Annotated in this window: 21 protein-coding genes and 3 pseudogenes; 5 read left to right on the top strand and 19 right to left on the bottom strand. The window is 45.4% G+C overall.

The window, feature by feature from the left end; translation table 11 throughout:
• Positions 1–30: 30 nt before the first annotated feature.
• Positions 31–1,245 carry a glycerophosphodiester phosphodiesterase family protein gene (locus ACZ1GZ_RS09450; protein WP_472664602.1) on the top strand — a complete coding sequence of 405 codons (1,215 nt, stop codon included), beginning with the start codon at positions 31–33 and terminating at the stop codon, positions 1,243–1,245.
• A 91-nt stretch (positions 1,246–1,336) separates the two neighbouring features.
• Here ACZ1GZ_RS09450 and ACZ1GZ_RS09445 read toward each other — a convergent pair whose 3' ends face one another.
• The 17 genes and pseudogenes from ACZ1GZ_RS09445 to ACZ1GZ_RS09365 form a co-directional block, all read right to left on the bottom strand.
• Positions 1,337–1,954 carry an LbetaH domain-containing protein gene (locus tag ACZ1GZ_RS09445; protein ID WP_472664601.1) on the bottom strand — a complete coding sequence of 206 codons (618 nt, stop codon included), beginning with the start codon at positions 1,952–1,954 and terminating at the stop codon, positions 1,337–1,339.
• 1 nt (position 1,955) lies between these two features.
• The gene (locus ACZ1GZ_RS09440) at positions 1,956–2,633 is read right to left on the bottom strand and encodes an SDR family NAD(P)-dependent oxidoreductase (protein ID WP_472664600.1); all 678 of its coding nucleotides are present in this window, start codon (positions 2,631–2,633) and stop codon (positions 1,956–1,958) included.
• 2 nt (positions 2,634–2,635) lie between these two features.
• Complete coding sequence (gene phnE / locus ACZ1GZ_RS09435; RefSeq protein ID WP_472664599.1) at positions 2,636–3,976, bottom strand: phosphonate ABC transporter, permease protein PhnE; 1,341 nt, start codon at positions 3,974–3,976, stop codon at positions 2,636–2,638.
• The gene (phnE, locus tag ACZ1GZ_RS09430) at positions 3,973–4,839 is read right to left on the bottom strand and encodes a phosphonate ABC transporter, permease protein PhnE (RefSeq protein ID WP_472664598.1); all 867 of its coding nucleotides are present in this window, start codon (positions 4,837–4,839) and stop codon (positions 3,973–3,975) included. Before phnE (ACZ1GZ_RS09430) ends, phnE (ACZ1GZ_RS09435) begins: the two co-directional genes overlap by 4 nt.
• Positions 4,840–4,914: 75 nt before the next feature.
• Entirely contained in the window at positions 4,915–5,826 is a 912-nt protein-coding gene (gene phnD, locus ACZ1GZ_RS09425; protein ID WP_472664597.1) for a phosphonate ABC transporter substrate-binding protein, read from the bottom strand.
• Positions 5,827–5,885: 59 nt separating this feature from the next.
• The gene (gene phnC, locus ACZ1GZ_RS09420; protein WP_472668273.1) at positions 5,886–6,698 is read right to left on the bottom strand and encodes a phosphonate ABC transporter ATP-binding protein; all 813 of its coding nucleotides are present in this window, start codon (positions 6,696–6,698) and stop codon (positions 5,886–5,888) included.
• A gap of 372 nt (positions 6,699–7,070) precedes the next feature.
• Positions 7,071–7,925, bottom strand: a complete 855-nt coding sequence (locus tag ACZ1GZ_RS09415) for an ABC transporter permease (protein ID WP_472664596.1) — start codon at positions 7,923–7,925, stop codon at positions 7,071–7,073.
• A 1-nt stretch (position 7,926) separates the two neighbouring features.
• The gene (locus tag ACZ1GZ_RS09410; protein WP_472664595.1) at positions 7,927–8,790 is read right to left on the bottom strand and encodes an ABC transporter permease; all 864 of its coding nucleotides are present in this window, start codon (positions 8,788–8,790) and stop codon (positions 7,927–7,929) included.
• 1 nt (position 8,791) lies between these two features.
• Positions 8,792–9,901: an ABC transporter ATP-binding protein gene (locus tag ACZ1GZ_RS09405; RefSeq protein WP_472664594.1), complete on the bottom strand. Its 1,110-nt coding sequence runs from the start codon at positions 9,899–9,901 to the stop codon at positions 8,792–8,794.
• A 69-nt stretch (positions 9,902–9,970) separates the two neighbouring features.
• Positions 9,971–11,032, bottom strand: a complete 1,062-nt coding sequence (locus ACZ1GZ_RS09400) for an extracellular solute-binding protein (protein ID WP_472664593.1) — start codon at positions 11,030–11,032, stop codon at positions 9,971–9,973.
• Between the two features lie 166 nt (positions 11,033–11,198).
• A complete protein-coding gene (locus ACZ1GZ_RS09395; RefSeq protein ID WP_472664592.1) occupies positions 11,199–12,344 on the bottom strand; it encodes an iron-containing alcohol dehydrogenase in 1,146 nt (381 codons plus the stop codon).
• A gap of 3 nt (positions 12,345–12,347) precedes the next feature.
• A complete protein-coding gene (locus ACZ1GZ_RS09390; RefSeq protein ID WP_472664591.1) occupies positions 12,348–13,721 on the bottom strand; it encodes an aldehyde dehydrogenase family protein in 1,374 nt (457 codons plus the stop codon).
• 39 nt (positions 13,722–13,760) lie between these two features.
• Positions 13,761–15,127: pseudogene (locus ACZ1GZ_RS09385) on the bottom strand (glutamine synthetase family protein).
• Positions 15,128–15,193: 66 nt separating this feature from the next.
• Positions 15,194–16,231 carry a TRAP transporter substrate-binding protein gene (locus ACZ1GZ_RS09380; protein WP_472664590.1) on the bottom strand — a complete coding sequence of 346 codons (1,038 nt, stop codon included), beginning with the start codon at positions 16,229–16,231 and terminating at the stop codon, positions 15,194–15,196.
• Between the two features lie 60 nt (positions 16,232–16,291).
• On the bottom strand, positions 16,292–17,617 hold the full coding sequence (locus ACZ1GZ_RS09375) for a TRAP transporter large permease (protein ID WP_472664589.1): 1,326 nt from the start codon (positions 17,615–17,617) through the stop codon (positions 16,292–16,294).
• Positions 17,617–18,200, bottom strand: a pseudogene (locus ACZ1GZ_RS09370) (TRAP transporter small permease subunit). The gene ACZ1GZ_RS09375 and the pseudogene ACZ1GZ_RS09370 overlap by 1 nt, the downstream one beginning before the upstream one ends.
• Positions 18,197–18,970: an N-formylglutamate amidohydrolase gene (locus tag ACZ1GZ_RS09365; protein ID WP_472664588.1), complete on the bottom strand. Its 774-nt coding sequence runs from the start codon at positions 18,968–18,970 to the stop codon at positions 18,197–18,199. The pseudogene ACZ1GZ_RS09370 and the gene ACZ1GZ_RS09365 overlap by 4 nt, the downstream one beginning before the upstream one ends.
• Positions 18,971–19,087: 117 nt before the next feature.
• On the opposite strand from ACZ1GZ_RS09365, the gene ACZ1GZ_RS09360 reads away from it, so the two are divergent.
• Positions 19,088–19,963 carry a MurR/RpiR family transcriptional regulator gene (locus tag ACZ1GZ_RS09360; RefSeq protein WP_472664587.1) on the top strand — a complete coding sequence of 292 codons (876 nt, stop codon included), beginning with the start codon at positions 19,088–19,090 and terminating at the stop codon, positions 19,961–19,963.
• On the opposite strand, the gene ACZ1GZ_RS09355 is transcribed toward ACZ1GZ_RS09360, so the two are convergent.
• Positions 19,960–21,348, bottom strand: coding sequence for an MATE family efflux transporter (locus ACZ1GZ_RS09355; protein ID WP_472664586.1), 1,389 nt, complete (start codon positions 21,346–21,348; stop codon positions 19,960–19,962). The genes ACZ1GZ_RS09360 and ACZ1GZ_RS09355 overlap by 4 nt on opposite strands.
• A 24-nt stretch (positions 21,349–21,372) precedes the next feature.
• Positions 21,373–22,059 (bottom strand): GntR family transcriptional regulator, encoded by a 687-nt coding sequence (locus ACZ1GZ_RS09350; RefSeq protein ID WP_472664585.1) that lies wholly within the window; start codon positions 22,057–22,059, stop codon positions 21,373–21,375.
• 195 nt (positions 22,060–22,254) lie between these two features.
• Between ACZ1GZ_RS09350 and ACZ1GZ_RS09345 the strand changes: the two are divergent.
• The 3 genes and pseudogenes from ACZ1GZ_RS09345 (at position 22,255) to ACZ1GZ_RS09335 (ending at position 25,197) form a co-directional block, all read left to right on the top strand.
• Positions 22,255–23,330, top strand: a pseudogene (locus tag ACZ1GZ_RS09345) (ABC transporter ATP-binding protein).
• 3 nt (positions 23,331–23,333) lie between these two features.
• Positions 23,334–24,305, top strand: a complete 972-nt coding sequence (locus ACZ1GZ_RS09340; RefSeq protein WP_472664584.1) for an ABC transporter permease — start codon at positions 23,334–23,336, stop codon at positions 24,303–24,305.
• A gap of 10 nt (positions 24,306–24,315) precedes the next feature.
• Positions 24,316–25,197 (top strand): carbohydrate ABC transporter permease, encoded by an 882-nt coding sequence (locus ACZ1GZ_RS09335; protein ID WP_472664583.1) that lies wholly within the window; start codon positions 24,316–24,318, stop codon positions 25,195–25,197.
• The last annotated feature ends 8 nt before the right edge of the window (positions 25,198–25,205 follow it).

Raw genomic sequence — 25,205 nt, 5'->3', positions numbered from 1 at the left:
TTGTACTGAAACACTCCCAAGGTAAATTTTATGATAAAACTTCCAATGACCGCGGCAGCATTTGCCTGCCTCTTACCTCTTCTTCCCGCACATGCGGCTGATGTTGAATTGGGCCCTCGCCCCTATTATTTGATTGATCAAATGAAACAAAGCGCCCTGAAGGAAAAACTGCTTTCCTGTTCAGGCATGGATTTTAAAAAATCAGATTTCTCCATCGGTCACCGTGGTGCTCCTATGCAATTTCCTGAGCATACCAAAGAATCATATTCGGCCGCCGCTCGTATGGGTGCTGGCATCATGGAATGTGATGTAACCTTTACCAAAGACAAGGAGCTTGTTTGTCGCCATGCGCAAAACGATCTTCATACAACGACCAATATTCTTGCATCAGATTTGGCGCCAAAATGTACCAAGGGCTTCACACCTGCATCTGGCGATGAAAAAGCATCAGCTGAATGCCGTGCATCAGATGTTACACTAGCTGAATTTCGCACTTTGCAGGGCAAAATGGATGCAGCTAACCGATCCGCAACGGATGTTGCAGGATATCTTGGGGGTACAGCTGGATGGCGCACAGATTTATATGCTGGTGAAGTTGGTACTTTAATGACCCATGCGGAATCCATTGAGATGTTTAAATCATTGGGTCTTAAATTTACACCGGAACTCAAATCACCATCTGTCGAGATGCCGTTTGATGGCTTCACACAAGCAGATTACGCTCAGAAAATGATCGATGAATACAAAGCTGCTGGTGTTCCTGCAGCGGATGTGTATGCGCAATCGTTTAACCTTGACGACGTACTGTATTGGATTGAAAATGAACCTGAGTTTGGCAAGCAAGCTGTTTATTTGGATGCGAGCTACAACCGCAAAGACTTCGATTACAATGATGCAGCAACGTTTAAGCCTTCAATGGAAGAGCTTGCAGAAAAAGGTGTAAACTACATCGCACCTCCGATGTGGATGCTTCTAACTCTTAAAGACGGCAATATCGTACCGTCAGAATACGCGATCAAAGCGAAAGAAGCCGGTCTTAATATTATCACTTGGACGCTTGAACGCTCCGGTCCACTCAAATCCGGTGGCGGCTGGTATTATCAATCCATCAAAGATGTGACCAATACAGACGGCGTGATGTTTGAAATGCTGGATGTGCTCGCGCAAGATGTTGGTATTGTTGGTATCTTCTCAGATTGGCCTGCAACCGTGACCTATTATGCAAACTGCATGGGCCTTGAATAATTTCGATAAAAAAACGGCCAGCAATTCAACTTGGTGGCCGTTAGCATTTATTAAAGCGGGTTCTGGTTCGAACTCGCTTTTTTTGTTTGGATTATTGATTTTCGTATTTCTCCAAAAACGCCTCAATCGGCAACGATCTGAAATCTGGCAATGCGGTACGCAATGCTTCATGGCTCCAGTCCCACCATGCAAGCGCGGTTAAGCGCTCGGCAATATCATCTTCAAAACGTTTTCTAATCGGTACGGCGGGCACCCCTGCAACAATCATAAAAGGTGGTACATCTTTAGTGACCACACTGCCGGCAGCAATCACCGATCCATGACCGATATTTAATTCCGGCTTGATAATGGTCTGCGCACCAATCCAAGTATCATGGCCGATTATTGTTCGGCGCGAAGCCCGTTTTTCAAAAAACTCTTCCCAGCGTTCAACGCCATCCCAATAATCATTTGTGCGATAGAGCATGTGATGCATGCTGGCCAAATTCATTGGATGATCTGTTGGCCCAATCCGAGAGAATGCAGCTATATTGGAGAACTTCCCAACAGTGGTATTTGCAATATCGGCATAGCGATCGGTATATGAATAATCACCGATTTCGCTGTTTAAGATACGGGTACCGCGACCAAGCTCGGTGTAGCGACCAAATGTTGTATTGCTGACATCACAATCAGGATGCAAGAAGACGTCTTCCGATAATCTTGGCATATTAATAGTCTCTTTCTTTACCGGTCCATTGCATGAATTTACCGGACATATTCATGTCTAGACCCTGGGCGATTTGCCATATACCCGCAGCGACATCTGCTGGATCGTTATCGGCACTCTCTCCGCCCATATCTGTGCGCACCCAACCGGGATCGACGACACATACAGGAATTTTATGCTGCGCCAGGTCAGTTGCCAAACCTTGCATGATTTTGTTCAAGGCTGCTTTGGATGCGCGGTAGGAAATATGGTCTGATTTTGCATATCCCATCCATGACATTTGGCTTGAAACAGACAGGATGGCCGGACGGCTTGAAGCTTTGAGTTTTGGCAGAACAAGTTGCGCTAGTCTTAGTGGCGCAATGGTGTTTATCTCAAAAACCGAAACAAACTCATCAATTGATGCAGAAACGGTGCTGGTATCATCGGGGCCGATAATACCTGAATTATTGATGAGAACATCTAACTTCTTGATATCTGATAGCGCTTTTGACACCGCTTCTTGATCGCGAACATCAAACACCAATGGGGTAAAGTTCTTACCGAACTCATTCTTTAGTTTATCAGCATCTGAATGAGTGCGCGCGCTTCCATAAACATATGCGCCATCTTCTAGTGCTGATTTGCAAAGCTGATAACCGATACCCCGCCCTACGCCGGTGATTAAAACCTTGCGCATCTTTAGCTTTTTCCACCGATCAGTTTCTTACGAAGCCAGCCTGAAAGCGTGTCCATCATCATCACCATCAAGATGATCAGAATGATATAATAACTCACCTCTTCCCAGTCTTTACCTGTGATAATGGCCTGAGTTAGGTGCAAGCCAATACCACCACCGACGATCGCTCCGATGACTGTGGCACTACGTGTGTTGGATTCAAGGTAGTATAAGATCTGGCTTAAGAATATCGGGATCAACTGCGGTATCACGCCGAAACGATAACGTTGCAACGGCTTTGCGCCGGTTGATCGAATGCCTTCAATCTGCTTTTGGTCCACATTTTCAAGTGCTTCAGAGAACATCTTACCAAATGTACCTGTATCAGTAAGCAAGATCGCTAAGGCGCCTGTTAAAGGTCCAGGTCCAAAGGCACGTGATAAAACAATTGTCCAGATAAGACCGTCCACCCCGCGTAAGAAGTCGAAGACCCGTCGCACAGAAAAACGCGCTAACCACACAGGTGAGAAATTACGTGCGGACATAAAGGCAAGTGGCAATGCAATTAACGCTGCACCAATTGTGCCCAAGAACGCCATTAGAATAGTCTCAAACAAGGCCCAAGCGATTTCTAGATGACGCCACATGGAGTTATACCAAAAGTCATTCCACATTGCGCTGAAATTGCTTTCGGCGGGATCAATCCGGTCTGACGAAAATGCTGATCCAATCACATCGGTAAAACTCATGCCATAAAATGGGCTATCAAGGGTGAAGAAGAACATTTCCCAACCATAGAAATATCTAAACACATCCGTTTTTGATTTCGTCACAGCAATGCGGCCAGCATCTGTTGTGATAGAAACTCTTGTTTTCGATGCGCTGATGAAATCAGGGACTTCGTCGGTTGGTAGATTGAGCGTGATACCAGAATTTTTCGGTTCAACTTCTACAAGTCCGTAACCCGGGATATCGTAGAAAACCGTTTTTCCAACAAATTCGACAACGTGACCCGGTGCCAATGTAACAGTGGCATTATCACCTTCAATATTGACCCAGTTTGGCGTTTCACCTTGCGGATAGCGACCCTTTTTCTCGCCTTCAATAGCAATTGTGAAATCACCTGCCCCGCGATTAGATTTCGTCACATGGGTCTTGTAAGAATAAGTATCGGATAACAAAGTAGATGCTTTATCGAGCCTTGCACGCTCTGTAATTCCTGCAAAGTCGAACGAAATCGCGATATAAACAAAGTAAAGCAGAATGAGTGATGGCACACCAAATGCGACCAGCTTCATACGCAAAAAGTTTTTATCAACCAGTGTTCGGAGCTTGGTTTTGTTATTGGCTACAATCGTGCTCATCGGCTTTCTCCGATCAATTTATTTCTTGCATAACCGGATAGTTGATCCACAAGGACAATTGTTAGGAACAACAGGATGAAGATCACAGCTGCTTCATCATACTTGCCTTTACCCCAACTCATGGCGTTTTTCAGCTCATAACCAATACCACCAGAACCAACGAAACCAAGGATCGCAGACGCTCTGATATTGATCTCAAAACGCAAAAGCGCATAGCTTAAATAGTTTGGAATAACTTGTGGCAGTATACCAAGCCACATGCGCTGAAACCATGTTGCGCCAACAGATTCTAATCCTTCGACAGATTTAATATCGGCATTCTCATTCACTTCTGAAAATAGTTTCCCAAGCGCACCAATTGTGTGCAACGCGATGGCAATCATCGCCGGAACTGGGCCACCGCCCATGATAAAGATTAAAACCAGCGCGATGACAATCTCAGGCACGGCGCGCAGCACATCCAATACTCGACGAAATGCTGGGATTAAACGCGGCCATTTTGCAAGACCGCGCGTTGCGAGCAGCGAGATAAACACACCTGCGATGGCGCCAATTAATGTGGCAGCACCAGCGATGTTAATGGTCTCAAGCAAGCTCGGTAGGAAATTTATAAAATGAGCTGGAAATTGTGCGAGTTTCTGACTGGCATCATCCCACATTTCAGCTGGAAAATCGAAGATGTTTGGCAAGCCATTCCAAAACCCACCTGCGTTTCTGTCATTTGCGGTCATAAACCCGCTGACAAACAACGCGATGAATACCAACAAGAATATGGCATTATACAAATGCTTGCGCTGAACTTGGGCGAGATATCTTTCGCGCAGATCCGGCGCCGCAGAATTTTCTATGGCTTGTGTCGACATTTTCATTCTTTAAGTGTGAGAGCTTAGAAAAAGACCACCCCAAATGCGGGGTGGTCTCAATAGGTTAGAAATCGATTAGTTAGATTTCAATTTACGAGCTTCGATGATCACTTCGTAAGCCTCATGCGTGATTGGCATAAAGCCTTTAGTTTCACCAGAAGCAACACCGTATGCGCAATCAGGATCTAGTGATTTCAAAGAAGCCACAAGACCAGTCATTTTAACTTTAACGTCAGCTGGAAGCGCTTTGCGAAGAACGATTGGGCCTTCTGGGATTGTTTTTGACTGCCAGATTTTGACCATGTCGTTCATGTCAACAAGACCAGCGTCCACAGCTTTACGAAGAGCACCTGAATTGTAGCCATCTTCCCATTCGCCAAGACCATCAGCCCAAGTTACGCCACCTTCGATTTCGCCATTTGCAACAGCAACGATTGTTTGCTCGTGACCACCTGTGAACTTAACTTCACCGAAGTAATCGCCAGATTCCATAGTTGCATTGATTTGCTGTGGAATTTCGATTGAAGGGATCAAGTAACCAGATGTTGAGTTTGGATCACCAAAACCAAATGTTTTACCTTTAAGATCTTCAAGTGAATTTACACCTGAATCTTTACGTGCAAAACCAACTGAGTAGTAACCAAAGCCACCATCAACGTTTACTTTTACAAGTACAGGCTCAACAGCTTCTGGGTCAGACAAATATGTTTTTGCGTAACCAGATGCACCAAGCCATGCCATGTCGATTGTACCGCCTAGAAGACCCTGGATAACACCAGCGTAATCAGCAGGTGCAAACAATTTTGTTTCTACACCAAGTAGGTCAGTCGTTTTGTCAGCAAGACACTGGTAAGAATTCATACGGTCCTGAGCGTTTTCACCACCCAAGATACCAATACGGAATTCTGAGATTTTCTCCATGCTATCAGCAGCTGCAGCACCTGTCATCAATGTTGTAGCCAAAAGGGCTAATGCTAGTTTTTTCATGTTTCCATTTCTCCATTTGGACATAAAAAAGCCCCGGTGTTTGCGGGGCTGGTATTTTATCATGCAAGCTCACCGAGCTCGTGATTTGTTTGGGCAAGGCTTTCAACGCTGGTTGAAGTTGCCGATTCTGAAAAGCTCTCATCTGCACCATAAATTTCGCGCGCTGCATCGATTGTGAGCTCCGCGCCAGTGCCATCAAATACGATATTGCCATCACGCATACCGATCACGCGGTCACAATATTTACGCGCTGTATCAAGTGTATGAAGGTTACAGATCACCAAGCGACCATCTTCTTCATGAATGCGGCGAAGACTATCCATCACAATCTGCGCATTCATTGGATCAAGCGAGGCAATTGGCTCATCCGCTAAAATAATTTGCGGATCTTGCATCATCGCGCGTGCAATTGCGACACGTTGCTGCTGCCCGCCTGATAGCGCCTCAGCGCGCTTCATAGCATGCTCTTGGATGCCAAGGCGCTCTAAAAGATCGATCGCAGTATAAACATCTTCCTTTGGGAAGAGATTGAACATTGTTGCCAGCGTGTTGCGTTTGTTTAATGTGCCATGCAAGACGTTTGAAACAACATCAAGGCGCGGCACGAGATTGAATTGCTGGAAGATCATAGCGCAATCAGATTGCCATTTACGTTTGTCAGCACCCTCAAGTTTAGTGACATCGCGACCATTAAAAACAATCGAACCATCGGTTGGATCCGCGAGACGATTTAACATCCGCAAGACGGTTGATTTGCCTGCACCCGAACGACCAACGATACCGATGAATTGATCTTTTTCGACTGTAAACTTAATTTTATTGACTGCAGTTGCAGTACCAAATTTTTTTGTTAGATCACGAATTTCGAGCAGCATTAAAATAGCCTCCGTCTCAGCTGGCTCAAACCTAGGGGGCTCAGTTTTCAGTTTGATGACGGAAATAATAAAGTTTTATGACAATGAAATTCGATCGTTTCTGATGATGGAAATTTTAACGTTTTGGGAGTGGGGAATAGGGAGAAATTGATTCAGAAAAATCATTTAACTAATTGATTTATATATCTTTATCTAAATTACCATCATCATCTCAACAAATTTAAAATTCATCGATTAGAAATTTGAAAGAGCGATTGTGGAAAACTTGCTGAGGGCTGCGTTATCATTAATTCTGAACAATTTGTTTCAATAATCGTCATCGAAGTGTCATAAAACTTGTGAACTTCAACACGCAGGATCGAATAGCTTTTAGTCAGATTTTTTCTGCAAAAGTAACGACATTAATCCGAGCACGGCAGACGCGACCATTAACAACAATGAAACCGCATTGAGTACAGGTGTCGAACCGAGCTTTAAACGATCAAACATTGTAATTGTTAGCGGCGCATCTGAACCAACCAGCATCAAAGTGGTGTTGAAGTTTTCAAAACTCATCAAGACAGCAACCACCCCTGCCCCAATCATCGCCGGATATAAAAATGGCAATGTGATTGATCGAATTGCGCCGAGCTTTGTAGCTCCTAAATTGAGCGCAGCTTCTTCCAAGCTTAGGTCAAACTTCTGCAACCTTGCAGAAATTACGAGTGTGGCAAACGTCGTAATGAATGAGAATTGACCCAGGATCACCAGAATAAGTCCCGGTCTTAAATTATCAAACCAAAGGCCGGTGGCGTTTTCTAAAAAGTTGGCGATATTGGAAGTGAACACCAAGATGCTGATACCCAAAATGATGCCTGGGATAATCAACGGCAACAACATGACGATGTAGAGAAATGATTTTCCGCGGAACTCATATCGCGTGAATAAGAATGCATTACAGGTGCCAACAAATACAGATAGGACAGCAACCCAGAAAGCAACAAATGCTGACGTACCGATTGAACGAATGATAGATCGTTCGTTAAACACGCCGATGGATGGCGATTCAGTGCCGAAGAACCACTTTAATGTAAACCCGTCCCAAGGTAGTGATGGGAATTGGCTATCATTAAAGGCGAAAACGCAGACCACCGCTAATGGTAGCGCCAAATAGATGAAAAAGAGGATCACATAGGCGCGATAGGACCATGTGAAGAACGGGCTTTGTTTGATACCTGTAATCATCTCAGCGCCCCATCGTTTCAGTGAGCGATTGTCGAGATAGTTTTAATCCAACAAACACAATGAGTGACGACAATCCAAGCAACAAGAACCCAAAGGCAGAACCAAGTTCCCAGTTAAATCGCGTGATAAACTGACTATAGATGAGCCCCGTGAACCACAGACTATCTTTGCCACCCAGCAAAATTGGCGTGAGGTAATTACCAAGAGATAACATGAAGACCACAATACAGCCTGAGACGATGCCTGGCATTGCATGAGGAATAATGATCTCGCGCAGGATGGTATATCCGTTACCGCCTAAATCATAACCTGCCTCAATCAAGCTATCATCAAGGCTATCCAGCGTGGTGACCAGCGGAACAACCATGAACAACATGGAGGTATAAACAAGACCCGTCATGATCGCGGCATCATTGTATAAAAACTCAATAGGACCGTCGACGAGCCCGATATATTGGATAAAGCTAGAGACAACGCCTGTTTCGCGCAGCAAGATCATCCAGCCAAAAGTGCGCACCAGTTCGCTGACCCAAAATGGAATGAGGCACATTAAAAACAAAGTGGTTTTCGTGCGCCCTTTGGTGAGCTTGGCGATGTAATAAGCAATTGGAAATCCGATCAGCAGCGTTAAAAACGTTGCAGCAATGGACATATAAGCTGTACGAGCAAATGTGTTCCAATAAAGTGGTTCATTGAAAAACACAGCATAATTGCCAAGACCGGTTTCATATTGACGAACACCAACTTTTTCGCTGATCGAGACGAAAAACATGCCGACATGTGGCAAAACAATTAGCGTCATCAACCACAATATGAGTGGTGAAAGTAAAAGATAAAAACCAAGTTTTGACTTATCAGATGTCATCTTAGCCCACTTTATCCGATGCATAGCATCTCGTTTGGCCAGCTTCCCATCCGAAATAAACCGTATCGCCTTTTACAAGATCACGGAACTCACCGGTTTGCGGCATGGTGATGTTGATCTGCGCGCCGTTTGAATTATCGCGCAACAATAGCTGGCTATTGGCACCGTTAAACAAAATGCTTTCAATCTCACCGGAATGACTATTATCCATGCCTTTTAAATCGGCTTGTTTTCGCGAAATTTTAATAGCTTCGGGGCGCACAAACACCTGCGCGCTGTCACCATTATTTAACCCACCAACAGCATCAATCCCTGAGAGTTCAACCCCATCACCGGTGACCAGTTTAACTGCATCACCGTTTTTCGAAATCACCTTAGCATCATACTTGTTAGCCTCACCCACAAAGCCAGCCACAAAGGCAGTTTTGGGTTGATAATATAATTCGCGCGCTGTGCCGATCTGCTCAAACACGCCGTGGTTCATCACCGCGATCTGGTCACTCATAACAAGTGCTTCTGATTGATCATGCGTGATATAAACAAATGTCGTGTTGAACTCAGCTTGTAGTTTCTTAAGCTCAATTTTCATGTGTTCACGGAGCTTAAGATCAAGCGCGCCCAAAGGCTCATCCAAAAGCAAAACATCGGGTTCTAAAACCATACAACGGGCAATGGCCACACGCTGCTTTTGCCCACCTGATAACTGATTGATCGAGCGTTTGCCAACACCTGGAAGTCCGACACGCTCTAAAACTTTCTCAACGCGGCTTTCGATCTCACGTTTATCAACACCACGCTGACGAAGACCAAAACCAACATTTGCTGCAATGTTCATCATCGGGAACAGCGCTAAATGTTGGAATACCATAGAAACAGGACGCTTGTTTGGCGCGACATCTAAAACGGATTTGTTCTTGATTAAAAGATCGCCGCTTGTTGGCTCCTGGAAGCCAGCAATCATTCTTAAAAGAGTTGTTTTCCCGCAGCCTGACGGTCCTAAAATAGAAAAGAACGTCCCTTTTGGAACGCTAAAGCTCACTTCTTTGACGGCTTGGAAATCAAGAAAACTTTTTGAAAGTTCCCTACATTCGAGATCAGCAATTTCAGACATCTAACACTCTTATCTCATATGTAGTTGAAAAAGAGGGGCACGATTGCGCCCCTCAATTTGATTAGGTTTCTATTGCGCTGCATTCACGCGATCAAGCACAGCACCTTCGAGTGCTTCAAGACCTGCAGGAACCGTTGGGTACCATTTGATGTTGTCGACAGCTTCTTGCGGGAAACTTGTTTGATAACGTGCTTTAAGCGCATCATCAACGCCAGCATCACCACCTTTAGACGCTGTAAAGTTACCAGCTTCTGATGTGATCATCGCAGCGATTTCAGGCTGCATAACGAAGTTGATCCAAGCATATGCTGCTTCATCAGCGCGGCCACGTGATGGCAATGCAAATGTATCAATCCAACCCAAAGCGCCAGATGCTGGTGCAACGAAGTTGATATCTGCATTATCAGCATTTAGCTGCCAACCGCCTGTGTCCCATGCCATTGACGCAATCACTTCACCAGAACGGAGAAGGTTTTTGATCTCATCGCCACCATCCCAGTAAGTTTTCACATTAGCTTTACATTCAACAAGCTTTGCTTCGACTTTGTCCAAAATGCCTTGATAGGCATCAGCATCGCCATAAGCTGCAAATGGATCCAAGCCCATTGCAAACGCAAAACCGATCAATGTTGGGCGTTTGAGACGGTATGACACTTTACCCGCAACATCTGCATTACAAAGGTCTGTATAGTCTTTCACAGTTCCAGCCATTGCAGTGTTTACAACAAGACCGCTTGTGCCCCAAACGTGAGGAACAGCGAAGACCTTGCCGTCCATCATTGTGTTACCTTTCGTTGCTTCAAGCATTGAATCGATGAACAAGCTTGTGTCAATTTTTGAAAGGTCTAGTGGCTTATAAATACCAAACTCTTCTTGCGCACCTGCAATGCGGTCCTGACTTGGCTGAACCAGATCAAAGCCACCGCCATTTGTTGCGCGAAGTTTAGCAACCATTTCTTCGTTATTTGATTTTGTCACTTCAACTTTGTGACCTGTTTCAGCTTCGAACTTTTCAATCACTGCCTCAGGCGCATAACCACCCCAGGTTAATAGTCTTAAAGTTTCTGCATTTGCAGCTGACGCCGACATTGCCAAAACGGCAATTGCTGAGCAGGTATATTTAAAATTCATTGTATTTTCTCCCTGGAAGTTGAACCTTTGAAATTTAACGTCACACTTTTAGGTTTGTTCTGTGACACTTACACGACAAACGATGGATCATCATGTATAAAATTTTACATGAGTAAGCAGCATGAAAGATAATTTACAAATTGTCAAACAGTTTAAAAAGTATCACCTAAATACATGCAAGTATAAGTGCTCTGGTGTTTTCCGCCGTCATTGCAATTGGGTTGCCACCGGTGCTCGGATCAGCAAGTGCATCATTGACCAAGCGATCGATATCTGGATCTTTTACGCCAAGTTCAGTCAGGTTTTTCGGAACGCTCATCGATGCATTTAAATCATCCACATAAGCGCAGAAACCGTCAAAACCACCTTCAATTCCAAGGTAAGCTGCCGCCATATCAAAGCGTTCTTTGATCGCAGATTTATTAAATTGAAGCACTGCGGGCATACACACAGCATTCGTGGTGCCATGGTGTGTGTGGTAGATCGCACCAACGGGATGACTGATTGCATGAATGGCACCCAAGCCCTTTTGGAAAGCCGTTGCACCCATAGCAGCTGCACTCATCATATGCGCACGAGCTTCAATATCACTGCCATCTTCATAAGCTCGCGGTAGATATTCTTTCACCAAGCGCATACCTTCCAGCGCAATACCCTGGCTCATTGGATGATAATGCGGACTAGAGAACGCTTCCACACAATGGGCAAACGCATCTAGGCCTGTACCTGCGGTGATGAATTTCGGCATACCAACCGTCAATTCAGGATCGCAAATAACCACAGCTGGCAACATCTTGGGATGGAAGATAATCTTCTTTTCGCTGGTGGTTGAGTTGGTGATCACACTTGCGCGACCAACTTCAGAGCCCGTCCCTGCAGTTGTGGGCACAGCAATAATTGGCGCAATCGCATCTGCATCCGCGCGCGTCCACCAATCGCCAATATCTTCAAAATCCCATAAAGGGCGTGTTTGTCCTGCCATGAAAGCAATGACTTTACCCAGATCAAGTCCTGAGCCGCCGCCGAACGCAATGACACCATCAAACCCACCTTCGCGGAAGAACTTCACACCTGCTTCGGCGTTTTTATCGGTCGGGTTTGGATCCACTTCGGAAAACATACCGCGACCAAGACCTGCAGCTTCAATCAGATCAAGCGTCTTGGTGGTGATCTCCATGCTCGCAAGACCTTTGTCCGTAACAAGCAGTGGTTTGGAAATGCCCGCAGATTTACACGCATCCGCAATTTCATTAATGCGTCCAGCGCCGAATTTTACCGCAGTAGGATAAGACCAGTTTCCAACTAATTCCATGATCTAGGCTTTCTTTAAATGATAGGATTTTGGACGGGTTAAATTGTGGAAGCCAATCACTGAAAGTCCTCCACCGCGCCCTGTATCTTTGCAACCTGTCCAGCACAAAGCTGGATCAAGATAATCACACCGGTTCATAAAAATCGTACCGGTTTCGATGGCATTACCGATTTTCTCAGCGCGATCAATGTCTTTTGTCCAGAGCGAAGCTGTCAAACCAAAATCACTATCGTTCATGAGCTCAATCGCTTCTGCATCGTCTTTGACCTTCATGATACCCACTACCGGACCAAAGCTCTCCTCGCGCATCACTCGCATTTTGTGATCCACATTGGTCAGAATTTGCGGAGTGAGATATGCACCATCATCGTCTTCATCAAATCTATCGATATGCGCGACCGCACCTTGTTCAATTGCTTCCGAAATTTGAGAGCGCACTTCATCTGCAAAGCGCTTATTGGCCATCGGCCCCAAGGTTGTAGCTTCATCCAACGGATTGCCAAGCTTGTAGCCTTTTACAATCGCGACAGCTTTTTCAACAAATGCATCATAAAGACTTTCCTGAACATAAATACGTTCAATTCCACAACAACATTGCCCAGAATTAAACATCGCGCCATCGATCAAAGTCTCAACGGCTGCATCTAAGTCAGCATCTTCCATAACATAACCTGGATCTTTGCCGCCAAGTTCAAGTCCGATGCCGGTAAATGTACCCGCTGCTGCTTGCTCCATGGCTTTACCACCGCCAACAGAACCTGTGAAATTCACAAAGCCAAAGCTTTTCGCAGCAATAAGATCAGATGTTGTTTGGTGATCTAAAAATGCGTTTTGGAAAACACTCTCAGGGACACCTGCAAGATGGAAGGCTTCTGCCATTCGTTCGCCCACAAGCAATGTTTGGGTTGAATGCTTTAACACCACCGTGTTGCCAGCAATAAGCGCCGGAGCAACTGTGTTAATAGCCGTCATGTAAGGGTAGTTCCACGGTGCGATGACTAAGACAACGCCATGAGCTTCGCGTTTGATAAACCTTTTAAACTGATCATCATCTGAAACTTTAATATCGGCGAGTGCATCTTTGGCGATGGATGCCATATAGCTAGCGCGTTCGTTAAAGCCGCCAAATTCACCGCCATAGCGAACTGGACGCCCCATTTGCCATGCAAGTTCAGGCACGATCTCAATATTCATATCACCAATTGCGGCAACGCCTGCCATCACCAATTCGATGCGCTCATCAAGTGGACGTTGAGCCCAGTCAATTTGCGCCTGCTTGGCATTTTGAACGAGCGCTTGCGCTTCGCCCGACGACAACGTTTCCCGCTCTGCATAGACTGAACCATCTATGGGTGAAATACATTTTAAAACTGACATTATTCGGCTTTCTTAAATCACTTGATCTTCATTACAAGGTTAGGCTTTCTCAAACCCACGGGCTATTTCGTAATCAGTGACCACGCGATCAAATTCTTCTTGTTCCCAACGTGCCGCACGGACATAGTGATCAACCACCACGTCACCAAGCGCTGCACGCAGCATTTTTGAACCTTCTAGTTTTGCAGCTGCATCACGCAGGTTTGTTGGCAGATCTTCCGCGCTATTATTTTCATAAATGTCGCCAGAAGTTGCAGGTGCGAGCGCGAGTTTTTCCTCAAGACCGGCAATTCCAGCGGCAAGTTGCGATGCAATCGCCAAATATGGATTGATATCTGCACCACCTACACGACATTCAATACGCACGGCCTTAGAACCATCACCACATAATCTAAACGCTGCGGTTCTATTATCCACGGACCAAATGACTTTTGTGGGTGCGAATGTGCCCTTGGCAAAACGCTTATAAGAATTGATATAGGGCGCTAAGAAATAGGTCGTATCCTGCGCATATTTAAGCAATCCAGCTACATAATGCTGCATGGTTTTTGACATGGTGAAATCGCCGTCCTTGTCATAAAACGCGCTTTCACCATCGAGTGTCCAAAGTGACTGATGAATATGAGAAGATGAACCCACACGTTCATGGTGCCATTTAGAAACGAAGGTTGCAGCATGGCCTTTTTGCCAGGCAATCTCTTTCGCAGCATGTTTAGCGATCGTGTGATATTCCGCACAATTGAGTGCTTCATCATAACGAATATTAAGTTCTTCCTGCCCTGCTTCAGCTTCGCCTTTGCTGTTTTCAACGGGGATACCTGCTTCGAACAAACAATTACGCAATGGGCGCATGATATGCTCTTCTTTGGTTGTCTGCAGGATGTGATAATCTTCATTATATCCGCTGATGGGTTCGAGATCTCTAAAACCAGATTTGCGGATTTCATCGAGGCTTTTCTCAAAGATAAAGAATTCGAGTTCAGTGGCGGTTTTCGCTTTATAGCCAAGTGCTTCAAGGCGCTGAACTTGCTTTTTAGAACCGCGCGTGGTGAATGCGGAACTTCTTCATGTGTGTGATGATCTAAAACATCACAAATGACCATTGCGGTTCCTTCCAACCATGGAACCAATCGGATTGTATCCAGATCCGGCTGCATGATGTAATCGCCATAGCCACGCTCCCAGCTGGATGCTGCGTAACCATCGGGCGTTGCCATCTCTAAATCAGTGGCCAAAAGATAGTCGCAGCAATGGGTTTCCTTATAAGCACTTTCAACAAAATTGACGGCATGGAAACGCTTACCCATGAGACGGCCCTGCATGTCGACCAGACATACCAACACAGTATCTATATCACCAGCCGTTACTTTAGATTTCAATGCATCAAATGAGAGGGTTTTAGACATGATTATCCTAATAGACCGTTTGGGTTAGACGCCACCGACATGGTGGCGCCTTCAATCGCTTGTAGTTTAGCTGTAACGGTAAGGGCGTCCAGCCTTAACCATGTCGGCATTGTACTTTTTGAAGATATCAACGACTTTACGTTTGGTTTCAGACTCTGCTGCGATTTCTTCCCAGAATTCAACCGCTGCATTTTCAACCTGAGCCCATTCTTCATCAGGAATAGTTGTGAGCTCCATTTTCGTGCCGTTGACACGCAAATCAGCTTCACCACCCCAATACCACCACTGACGGTAATAATGGCTTTGTTCCATACACACTTTCAGCAATTCCTGAAGATGTGGTGGCAATTCATTCCAGCGGTCCATATTGGCAAAGAAAGAACCTGCCCATGCACCAGAAATGTTGTTGGTGAGGAAGTAGTTTGTCACATCAGCCCAACCAACTGTGTAATCTTCGGTAATGCCTGACCAAGCAATACCATCAAGCTCACCAGTTTGAACCGCAGTTTCAATGTCTTCCCAAGGAAGCGTCACTGGAACAACGCCGAATTTTGTCAGGAAGCGACCCGCTGTTGGGAATGTGAAGACGCGTTTTCCCTTAAGGTCCGCCAGGGAATTGATTGGATCTTTTGTTGCAAAGTGACATGGATCCCAAGCGCCAGCTGAGATGTGCTTCACCCCAACAGCTGAATATTCCTGGTCCCAAATTTCACCCAAACCATATTGGTTAAAGAGCACAGGAACATCGAGCGAATAACGGCTACCAAATGGGAAATATCCACCAAATACAGTTACTTCCGTTGGTGAAGCCATTGAATCATCATCTGATTGAACAGCATCGATTGTGCCTTTTTGCATTGCACGGAACAATTCACCTGTTGGCACAAGCTGATCAGCAAAGAACAATTCAATTTCCATTTGATCGCCAGCAATTTTGTTAAAGCTGTCGATAGCAGGTTTTACAACATGCTCTGCAAGTGCAGCACCTGCATAAGTTTGCATGCGCCATTTGATTTTTGATTGCGCAATTGCAGGTGTTGCCAGTGCTGCAGCAGGCGCTGCCATTGCTGCTCCCTTAATAAACGTACGTCTTGAAGTCGTCATTTCATTTCTCCTTTTTTTGGTTGTCCCCAACCTGTTTTTTGCTTCTTTTTGAAGTTCTCGTTATTTTCCGTAAACAGTGTTTGGTAGCCACATCGCGATCTGCGGGAATATGATGACAAGCGCGAGCGCAAATACCATCACCGCAACAAATGGTGCGATTGAGCTGTAAATGTCTTTAAGCGTGATCTCCGGTGGCGCCATCGCGCGCATCAAGAATAAATTATAGCCAAATGGCGGTGTCATATAGGCGATCTGCGTTGTAATCGTGTAAAGAACGCCATACCAGACGAGATCAAAACCGAGTGCTTTGACCAACGGCACATAAAGTGGCGCAACGATCACCAACATGGCTGTGTCATCAAGGAAAGTTCCCATGACCAAGAATGATAGCTGCATTAAGATCAAGATCACCCAAGGGTTTAGACCAAGCTGATCAGTAAAGAGCGTATCAATGGCTTTAACAGCGCCCAAACCATCAAAGACCGCACCAAAACCAAGCGCTGCGAGAATGATCCACATGAACATGCAGGATATTGCCAATGTTTGACGCACAGATGTTTCAAACACTTGTCTGTTCATACGACCTTTGAAAACTGCGGCTAAGAAGGCTGTTGATGCGCCAACCGCAGAACTTTCAACCAGCGACGTCCAGCCATTGACAAATGGCACCATCATCACAGCAAAGATAAAGAGTGGTAAAAGACCTGCACGCAATAATCCTAGTTTTTCAGATAACGGCATGTTTTCACGTTCATCTTCATCAAGCGCTGGACCAAGTTCGGGCTGCACGCGGCATCTGATATAAATATAAAGCATAAACAATGCGGCCATTAGTAAGCCGGGGAAAACACCTGCTAGCCAGAGCTGACCCACTGGCTGACGCGCAATCATGGCATAAAGCACAAGCACCACAGATGGCGGCACCAGGATGCCGAGCGAGGAGCCCGCTTGAATCACGCCTGTGACCATACGCTTGTCATAACCGCGCTTTAGCAATTCAGGCAGTGCAATTGTGGCACCGATAGCCATGCCAGCAACCGATAATCCATTCATTGCAGAGATTAAAATCATTAGGCCGATCGTACCAATCGCCAGACCACCCCTCACCGGTCCCATCCAAACATGGAACATCTTATAAAGGTCATCAGCGATTTTGGATTCAGAGAGCACATAGCCCATGAAGATAAACATTGGCAGCGTGAGCAGCGGATACCATTTCATCAGTTTCATAGCGGATGCAAAAGCGATATCAGAACCGCCTGTCCCCCAAAGAGCAATAGCTGCTATAGCGCCCACAGCGCCAATGGCACCAAAGACTCTTTGTCCGGTGAAGAGCATCAGCATCATAGATGCGAACATGAATAATGCGATCATTTCGTATGACATCAGCTCACAGCCTCGACTTCTGTTTTTTCTTCACGCAATTTGACAATATCCTTGAGAAGCTCTGAGATGGCTTGCAAGAGCATTAAAAACACGCCCAAACACATGATTAATTTTACTGGCCATAGGAATGGGCGCCAGGCGGTTGGGCTGCGTTCAAGCCTTCCAGGACTTTCTTGCCCGGTTAAAACACCGAAAAGAAATTGGAAAGGCTGATCGCCAAAATGGCCGAGAGAATAAGCCAATGAACCCAAGCCGCCGTATAGTAAAACGCCTAAATAGAATAATAAAAACAGCACAGTAATGGCATCGATCTGTGCTTTTTTCGGGTCGACCATTCGCCATAAAACAAATCCATTCGTACATTCGACCCCAACTGAATGGAGTATGGTCCACCCATAATATAGTAAGTCACCATGGCAAATTGCGCGATTTCAAGTGTCCATAATGACGGGAGGAAAAAGGTCTTTGAGATTGAGGACCACATGAGGATGGCGATCATGACAAAGATGCCGTACATCACAATGCGACCGATGCGGTAGTTCACGGCATCAACAACGCGTATATAGGAATTTACAAATTTCATACAGCGCGCTCCTTACGATCCGGAGACGCTGAATAGACTTTCAACGCGTAATCAATCATCAACGAAATTCGTAATGAAATATCCAAACACTGCTGGGGTGTTTGTAATAAATCGTTGCGGATCTCAATCATCACATTCGCAAGACCATTTCGTATTCCATGTTGCTTGAGTGTATGCGTTACACCATCTTCAGCGGCATAAGGCTCATTTCGAAGCACGCACATCTCTTCATAGCGCTCAGCATAATCCAGCATTGCATCGGCAATTAAACTGTCGTCATCGTGCAATATTCCAACTTCGACTTCACGCTGTTTGCCGTGATATGTTGGGGTGAAACTATGAATTGTTACAAGAATTGGCGCGATTGAGTGTTCTGAGACAAGTTTTCGAATGGCGTTTTCAAAGGGAAGATAATAGTCTTCGATGCGCTGTTTCTTCTCAAGTTCCGACAAGTTTGCATTGCCAGGAATGTCATATATCTCGCTCTTTTCCGGCATTGCATCTTTTGCAGATGGCGGTCTATTGCAGTCGTAAACCAGTCTTGAAATACCACTGAGAACGCTTGGCGCATTAAATCGTTTAGCCAATAAACGGGTAACTTCTGCAGCGCCAGGATCCCAGGCCACATGGCTTTGCCGGGCTTTAGCATCTAAACCAAGATTATCAAATTTTTCCGGAATATGATTTGAAGCATGTTCGCAAATTAGCAAAATGTCGGACGCGCTATCGCCTGCCAACACGGAAACAACTTCTGTTTTTGCTTCGTTCACCAAAACCACCACTCCAATTTTGTTAAATTCTCTTCAATTGAGATTAACTTGTCAATAATCAAACTAAATTATTCTTCAAATTAAATCTGTTTGTGCATATAATTACAAAAAACGGGGATGATTCAGTTGAGTTCACAAACAATTGCAGACAAGCTTAGGGAGCAATCTACTAGGTTTACGCGTGCCGAAAGACAACTTGTCGATATCATTTTAAAAAACTATCCAGTATCCGGTTTGGGCAGCATTACCAGCCTTGCGGACACCGCCGGGGTCTCTACACCGACCGTGGGGCGCCTCGTCCAGAAGTTGGGTTTTTCTGGTTTCCCGGACTTCCAAGCCAACCTTCGCGCGGAACTTGACGAAAAAATATCTGGACCTATCGCAAAGCGCGAACGCTGGGTGAATAATGCACCTGAAGGTCACATTCTTAATCGATTTACTGAAGCGGTTATCGAAAACATAAGTCATTCACTTGGCGATATCGACCCGCAAATCTTTGATGATGCGTGCACTTTGCTCAGTGATTCTAACCATAAATTATTCGTTGTCGGAGGAAGAATTACGCGGACACTGGCGGATTATTTCTTTCTTCACATGCAAGTCATTCGAAAAGGTGTCACCCATATCAGCTCAAGTTCAAATGCCTGGGCACATTACTTATTGGATATCAATGAAGGCGATGTGGTGGTCATTTTTGATATTCGCCGATATGAAAATAGCACGCTTCGACTTGCTGAAATGGCGAAAGAACGTGGTGCGAAGGTTATTTTATTTACCGACCAATGGGGTTCGCCCATAAGTGGGAATGCTGATTATTGCTTTAATAGTCAAATCGTTGTCCCTTCAGCCTGGGATTCCAATGTGACGGTTATGCTGTTGGCTGAGATTTTTATCGCCGAGGTGCAGGAACGCCATTGGGACACAACAAAAAACCGTATGGAAGAACTTGAAAAAATGTTCGACCGGACGAAGTTTTTCCGCAAGTTTTCCTAACTCGCAACAGACCGATGTTTCCAATCGCCTTTCCACAATCGGCTGTGGAACGGATAAAACTTGATAAACTCTTCCCATACCAAGAGCGACAAGACCCAAAAAGCGGAAAAATCAAAATAAAGCACGAGTATGGCTGTTGCGGGCACCCTAAAACCCCATTGAGCTGAAATGAACAACTTCATGACGTAAACAGTATCACCACTGGCACGCAATGTATTGCCGCAAATTGCGTTGGTTGTTCTGGGCACCTGAATGATCAATAATATGGGTAAGAACCCAACCAAAATCATGCGCGTTTCGGGTAATAAATCTGGATAAAGAACATCTATAGACCCATTCATTGCGATGAATATTAGCGCTACACATCCTGCTGCAATAAATGCGCCGCGCCAAGCCCGCGATAAAAAACGGTCCAATACTTCAACAGGTGCCCCCTTCCCCAACAATTGCGCAACCATAATACCGGTCGCCTGGGTCCATTGCATGCTGATCTGACCCGCCACCATGTTCCAAGGCGCAATCAATGTCATGGCAGCAAAATCTGGCAAGGCCATTTTCGCATATATGAGTGTGCAGACATGAGATGCAAATGTTGCGCTGACAAATGTCGCCGCGATTGGCAAGGAAAACACCAGATGGCGTTTCACCGACTTCTCAAATGACCCTTTTTGCCAACCAGCAACATTACGCAAAGCCCCATCAATCCTAACAACCTGACTAACTAAAAACAGAGTTTGAATTAATATTGCTGCTGCGCTTCCCATAGCAGCCCCAGGCACCCCAAAAGCGGGCAAACCAAATGCACCATGGATGAGTGCATAGCTAAAAACCACATTAATCGGCACCGAAAGGCAATACCCGATAAGCGGAATTTTTGTTTGACCGCAGCCATTAAAATGACTGGATACCGATTGCCCGATGGCTTCACCAATGATGACGAGCGAAAAGATTGATAAATATGTCCAGGCTTGCTGCGATATCTCCGCACTTGTTGCCAAGGTATTTAATAAAGCTTGCCCAAACAAAAAGATCGCACAGATGCCGATCAAACCAATGGCCAAACCAATTGATAGTCCCGATGCCAAGACGGATTTTCTATAAACCTGATCACCTGTGCCATATGCTTGAGCGGTTCTGATTTGCAAAGCATGAGAAAAAGCAAAAATTACACCTAAAACAATGCCACCCAAAGCACCTGCAAGGCCCATGGCTGCAAGAGATTTCTCACCCAGTGGCGAGACAAGCCAACCATCAAGCAAAACAGTGCCATGCAAAAACACAGCCTTAATCGTCATTGGCCACGATAATTTGAAAATGTCAGATGTTTTGGGTGCAGCCTTAAGCGCAGCCAAATCCCCCGCACTCATTTCAGCACGTTTAAACATAAATAGTCTTTTCTCGACGCTCTTTTATTCAGGATCGAAATAGTCTGAGTTTTGCGCAGAAATGCGTTTTATGGTGTCATCAAGACGCCCCAAATGCTTCATTCCGGCGTTAACGGCATCGTCTGCTTCATGGTTTTCCACAGCCTTTGCAATTTCGTAATGGTCAGAAATCAACTCCGACATGCGATCTTCTTTGGCAAGACCAAGCGCACATAAGCGGTCCACTTTGGCTTTTTCTTCCATAATCACATCGAAAGCAAAATCAACTTGCGCAATCTCGCAAAGGGTTTTGTGAAATTCGTAATCAAGCTCGCCAAATTTAGCGACATCTTTGCTCTCAAGTGCTTTCTCTTGCTCAGCAAGGGCCATGTCCAAACGCGCTGCACCCACCAGGTCACACAGCTTTGCTGCACGACGCAAAACTCGCTCTTCAATTGCCGAACGCACAAAGCGTGACTTATTGATTTCACGAGTAGAAAAGCGTTTTACCACAGTTGCGCGCTTGGGTCGGATGACCAATAAATCTTGATTGGCCAAACGGCTAAATGCATCGCGCACCGGCTGACGAGACACGCCAAATCGAGCAGCCATATCAACTTCTGACAGTTTATCGCCAGGCCTCAATTTCAACGATAAAATCTCACTTCGCAGCAGATCGAATATGTCGTCGACGCTGGTTCGCGTATCGGTGATTTGAGCTGCATGAGCCATGCGATATCTCCAGTTTAACTGCTAGTAAGCGTTCCCTATCGCTTACCAAGAGTGTGCATAAATAACAATGTGAAATACAAAATTTCAAGCCTGCATCAAAAAAATCATGTATACAACAATTACATCTTGCATACTAGTTTGAATTCTTGCATACTACTTCGAAATACGCAATTTTGTGCAAAACTGGGAGGTTGCATGGCTGGCGTCACGTTACGCGGAATCGTAAAAGCATACGGTTCGTTAGAGGTTGTTCACGGCATTGATCTAAATGTTGAAGAGCGGGAATTTGTAGTTCTTGTTGGCCCATCCGGTTGCGGAAAATCAACAACATTACGCATGATTGCAGGTCTTGAAGAGATCACAGCAGGCGAACTTTCCATCGATGGGCGCTATGTCAATCGCGTCGCACCGAAAGACCGCGATGTTGCGATGGTGTTCCAAAATTATGCACTTTATCCGCATCTTAATGTGGCAGAAAACATGGCATTTGGCCTTCGTATTCGCCGCACACCAAAAGCTGAAATCAAAAAAGCTATTGCTGATACGGCTGAAATTCTTGGTTTAACAGAATACTTACACCGCAGACCTGCTGATCTATCCGGTGGGCAAAGACAACGCGTTGCGATGGGACGCGCTATTGTGCGTCATCCAAAAGTATTCTTGTTTGACGAGCCGCTTTCAAATCTTGATGCAAAGCTTAGAACGCAAATGCGCGCTGAGATCAAACGCTTGCATAACCGTTTAGATGCTACATCCATTTACGTAACACACGATCAGGTTGAGGCAATGACCCTTGCTGACCGAATTGTTGTCATGAACGATGGAATTATTGAACAAGTCGGCGCACCGATGGAATTGTTCAACAACCCTGCCAACACCTTTGTTGCTGGTTTCTTGGGCTCTCCCCCATGAACCAAATCAAAGGGCAACTAACTGAAAACGGCGCTCAGGTTGGCGGGGCTGAAATTAAAGTAGACGGCATGGTCGGCAATCACATTGGCCGGAATGTCATCGTTGGTATTCGCCCTGAGCATACAGAGCTTAGTGCAGGCGATAAAACCTCTGTATTGCCCATTGATTTAGACCTTGTTGAACCTTTGGGGTCGGAAGCACTTCTGCATGCCCATCACGGTGATGAGAATATGGTCTTTAAAGCGGAAACAAATGGTAATATTGCTCATCTTTCTGGCGTGAAGGAGGTACATGTCCCTTCATCATTGGTCAAAATATTTGACGCCGAAAGTGGTCGCGCTCTGGATCTAGGTGCGTAAACCATGGCGAAAGAGGTTTTAACTGAAAGCAGTTCAGATAAGCCACAAACGGCAATTCGAAATGATGGTTGGACACGCACCGTCGATCATTTCAAACGTGAATGGCAAATCTATCTCATGCTGGTCCCAACGATAATTTGGTTTATCGTTTTCCTTTACAAACCCATGTATGGTTTGCAGATCGCTTTTAAAGATTATTCAATCTTTAAAGGTGTTGCGAACAGCCCGTGGATTGGGTTTGAGCATTTTGAAACACTTTTCACCAATGACCAGTTTATACGTGCTGTTTGGAACACCATTGAAATCAGTGCGCTAAATCTAATTTTTGGCTTCCCTGCACCGATCATTTTGGCGCTTATGTTCAACGAAATTTTGAATGCAAGTTACAAAAGAACAGCCCAGACAATCGTGTATTTGCCGCATTTCATATCATCGGTGATCATCGCTGGTATTGTCATCACCGCGTTTTCCCCGTCGGCCGGTATTGTGAACACGGTGATGGGCTGGTTTGGGTTAGATCCTGTATACTTCCTAACCCAGCCAGAATGGTTCCGACCGATATTTGTGGGAACTGGGATATGGCAAGAAGCTGGATTTGGCTCCATTGTTTTCCTAGCTGCGATCGCAGGTGTTAACCCATCGCTTTACGAAAGTGCTGTGGTTGATGGTGCAAACCGATGGCAGATGATGTGGCGCATCACAATTCCATCTATCATGCCTACGATCCTGATTATGTTGATCATACGCATCGGTAATATCATGGAAGTTTCATTTGAACTTGTGATCTTGCTCTATCAGCCATCGACCTACTCTACCGCTGATGTGGTCAACACCTGGGTTTACCGCCAGGGACTACAATCTGGTCAGTATGATTTGGCTGCAGCTGCTGGTCTCTTCAATGCCGTGGTCGCGTTCGTTCTTGTCATGGTCGCTAACACATTGTCGCGTCGTCTATCGCGAACATCGCTTTGGTGAGGATCTAAACATGATGAAATGGAATTTATATTCTCGTGGCGACAAGTTCTTCGCAATCGCTGTTTCAGTTTTAATCGGTATGTTTACGGCTGCAACGCTGTATCCGTTTATTTATATCGCCGCTGTTTCCTTCAGTTCGGGATTTGCAGCTGCTGCGGGTAAAGTGGTGCTCACACCGATCGATACAACTGTTGAAGCTTACCGCTTTATATTAACGGATCCACAGTTCTGGGTCTCATATCGCAATACGTTCATCTATACGATTGGCGGCACAATAATGAGCATGGCGTTCATCATTCCTGGTGCCTATGCCCTATCGCGTCCACAACTTAAAGGCCGCAGGTTCTTCAACCTCTTCATCGCCTTTACGATGTGGTTTAACGCAGGGCTAATCCCGTTTTTCTTGAACATGCGAGATTTAAACTTATTGGACAGCATGTTTGGTATTATCCTCGCCTTTGCGGTTAATGCATTTAACATCATCCTATTAAGAAACTTCTTTGAAAGTATTCCGCGTAGCTTTGAGGAGGCTGCTCGCATGGACGGCGCCAACGACTTCCAAGTTTTATGGAAAGTCTTTGTGCCGCTGTCCAAACCAGCCATCGCGACAATCACTTTGTTCTGCATTGTTGCTCGCTGGAACGGCTTCTTCTGGGCAATGGTTCTATTGCAGAGTGAAGAGAAGATCCCATTACAGGTCTTTCTTCGCCACACCATTGCAAAACTTAGTGACACCGAAGAGTTCGCGATGAACGTTTTGGATGCAGCTTATGGGCCGGAGACAGTCACGGGCGCGATCATCGTATGTTCGATTATTCCGGTGCTGATTGTGTATCCGTTCATCCAGAAATACTTCGAAAAAGGAATTTTACTTGGGGGAGTAAAAGAATGACAAGACAA

Source organism: Lentilitoribacter sp. JB5-8, from assembly GCF_055693385.1.
Note: the sequence above shows the minus strand (reverse complement) of the source record. Positions and strands in the feature narration are given on the sequence as shown.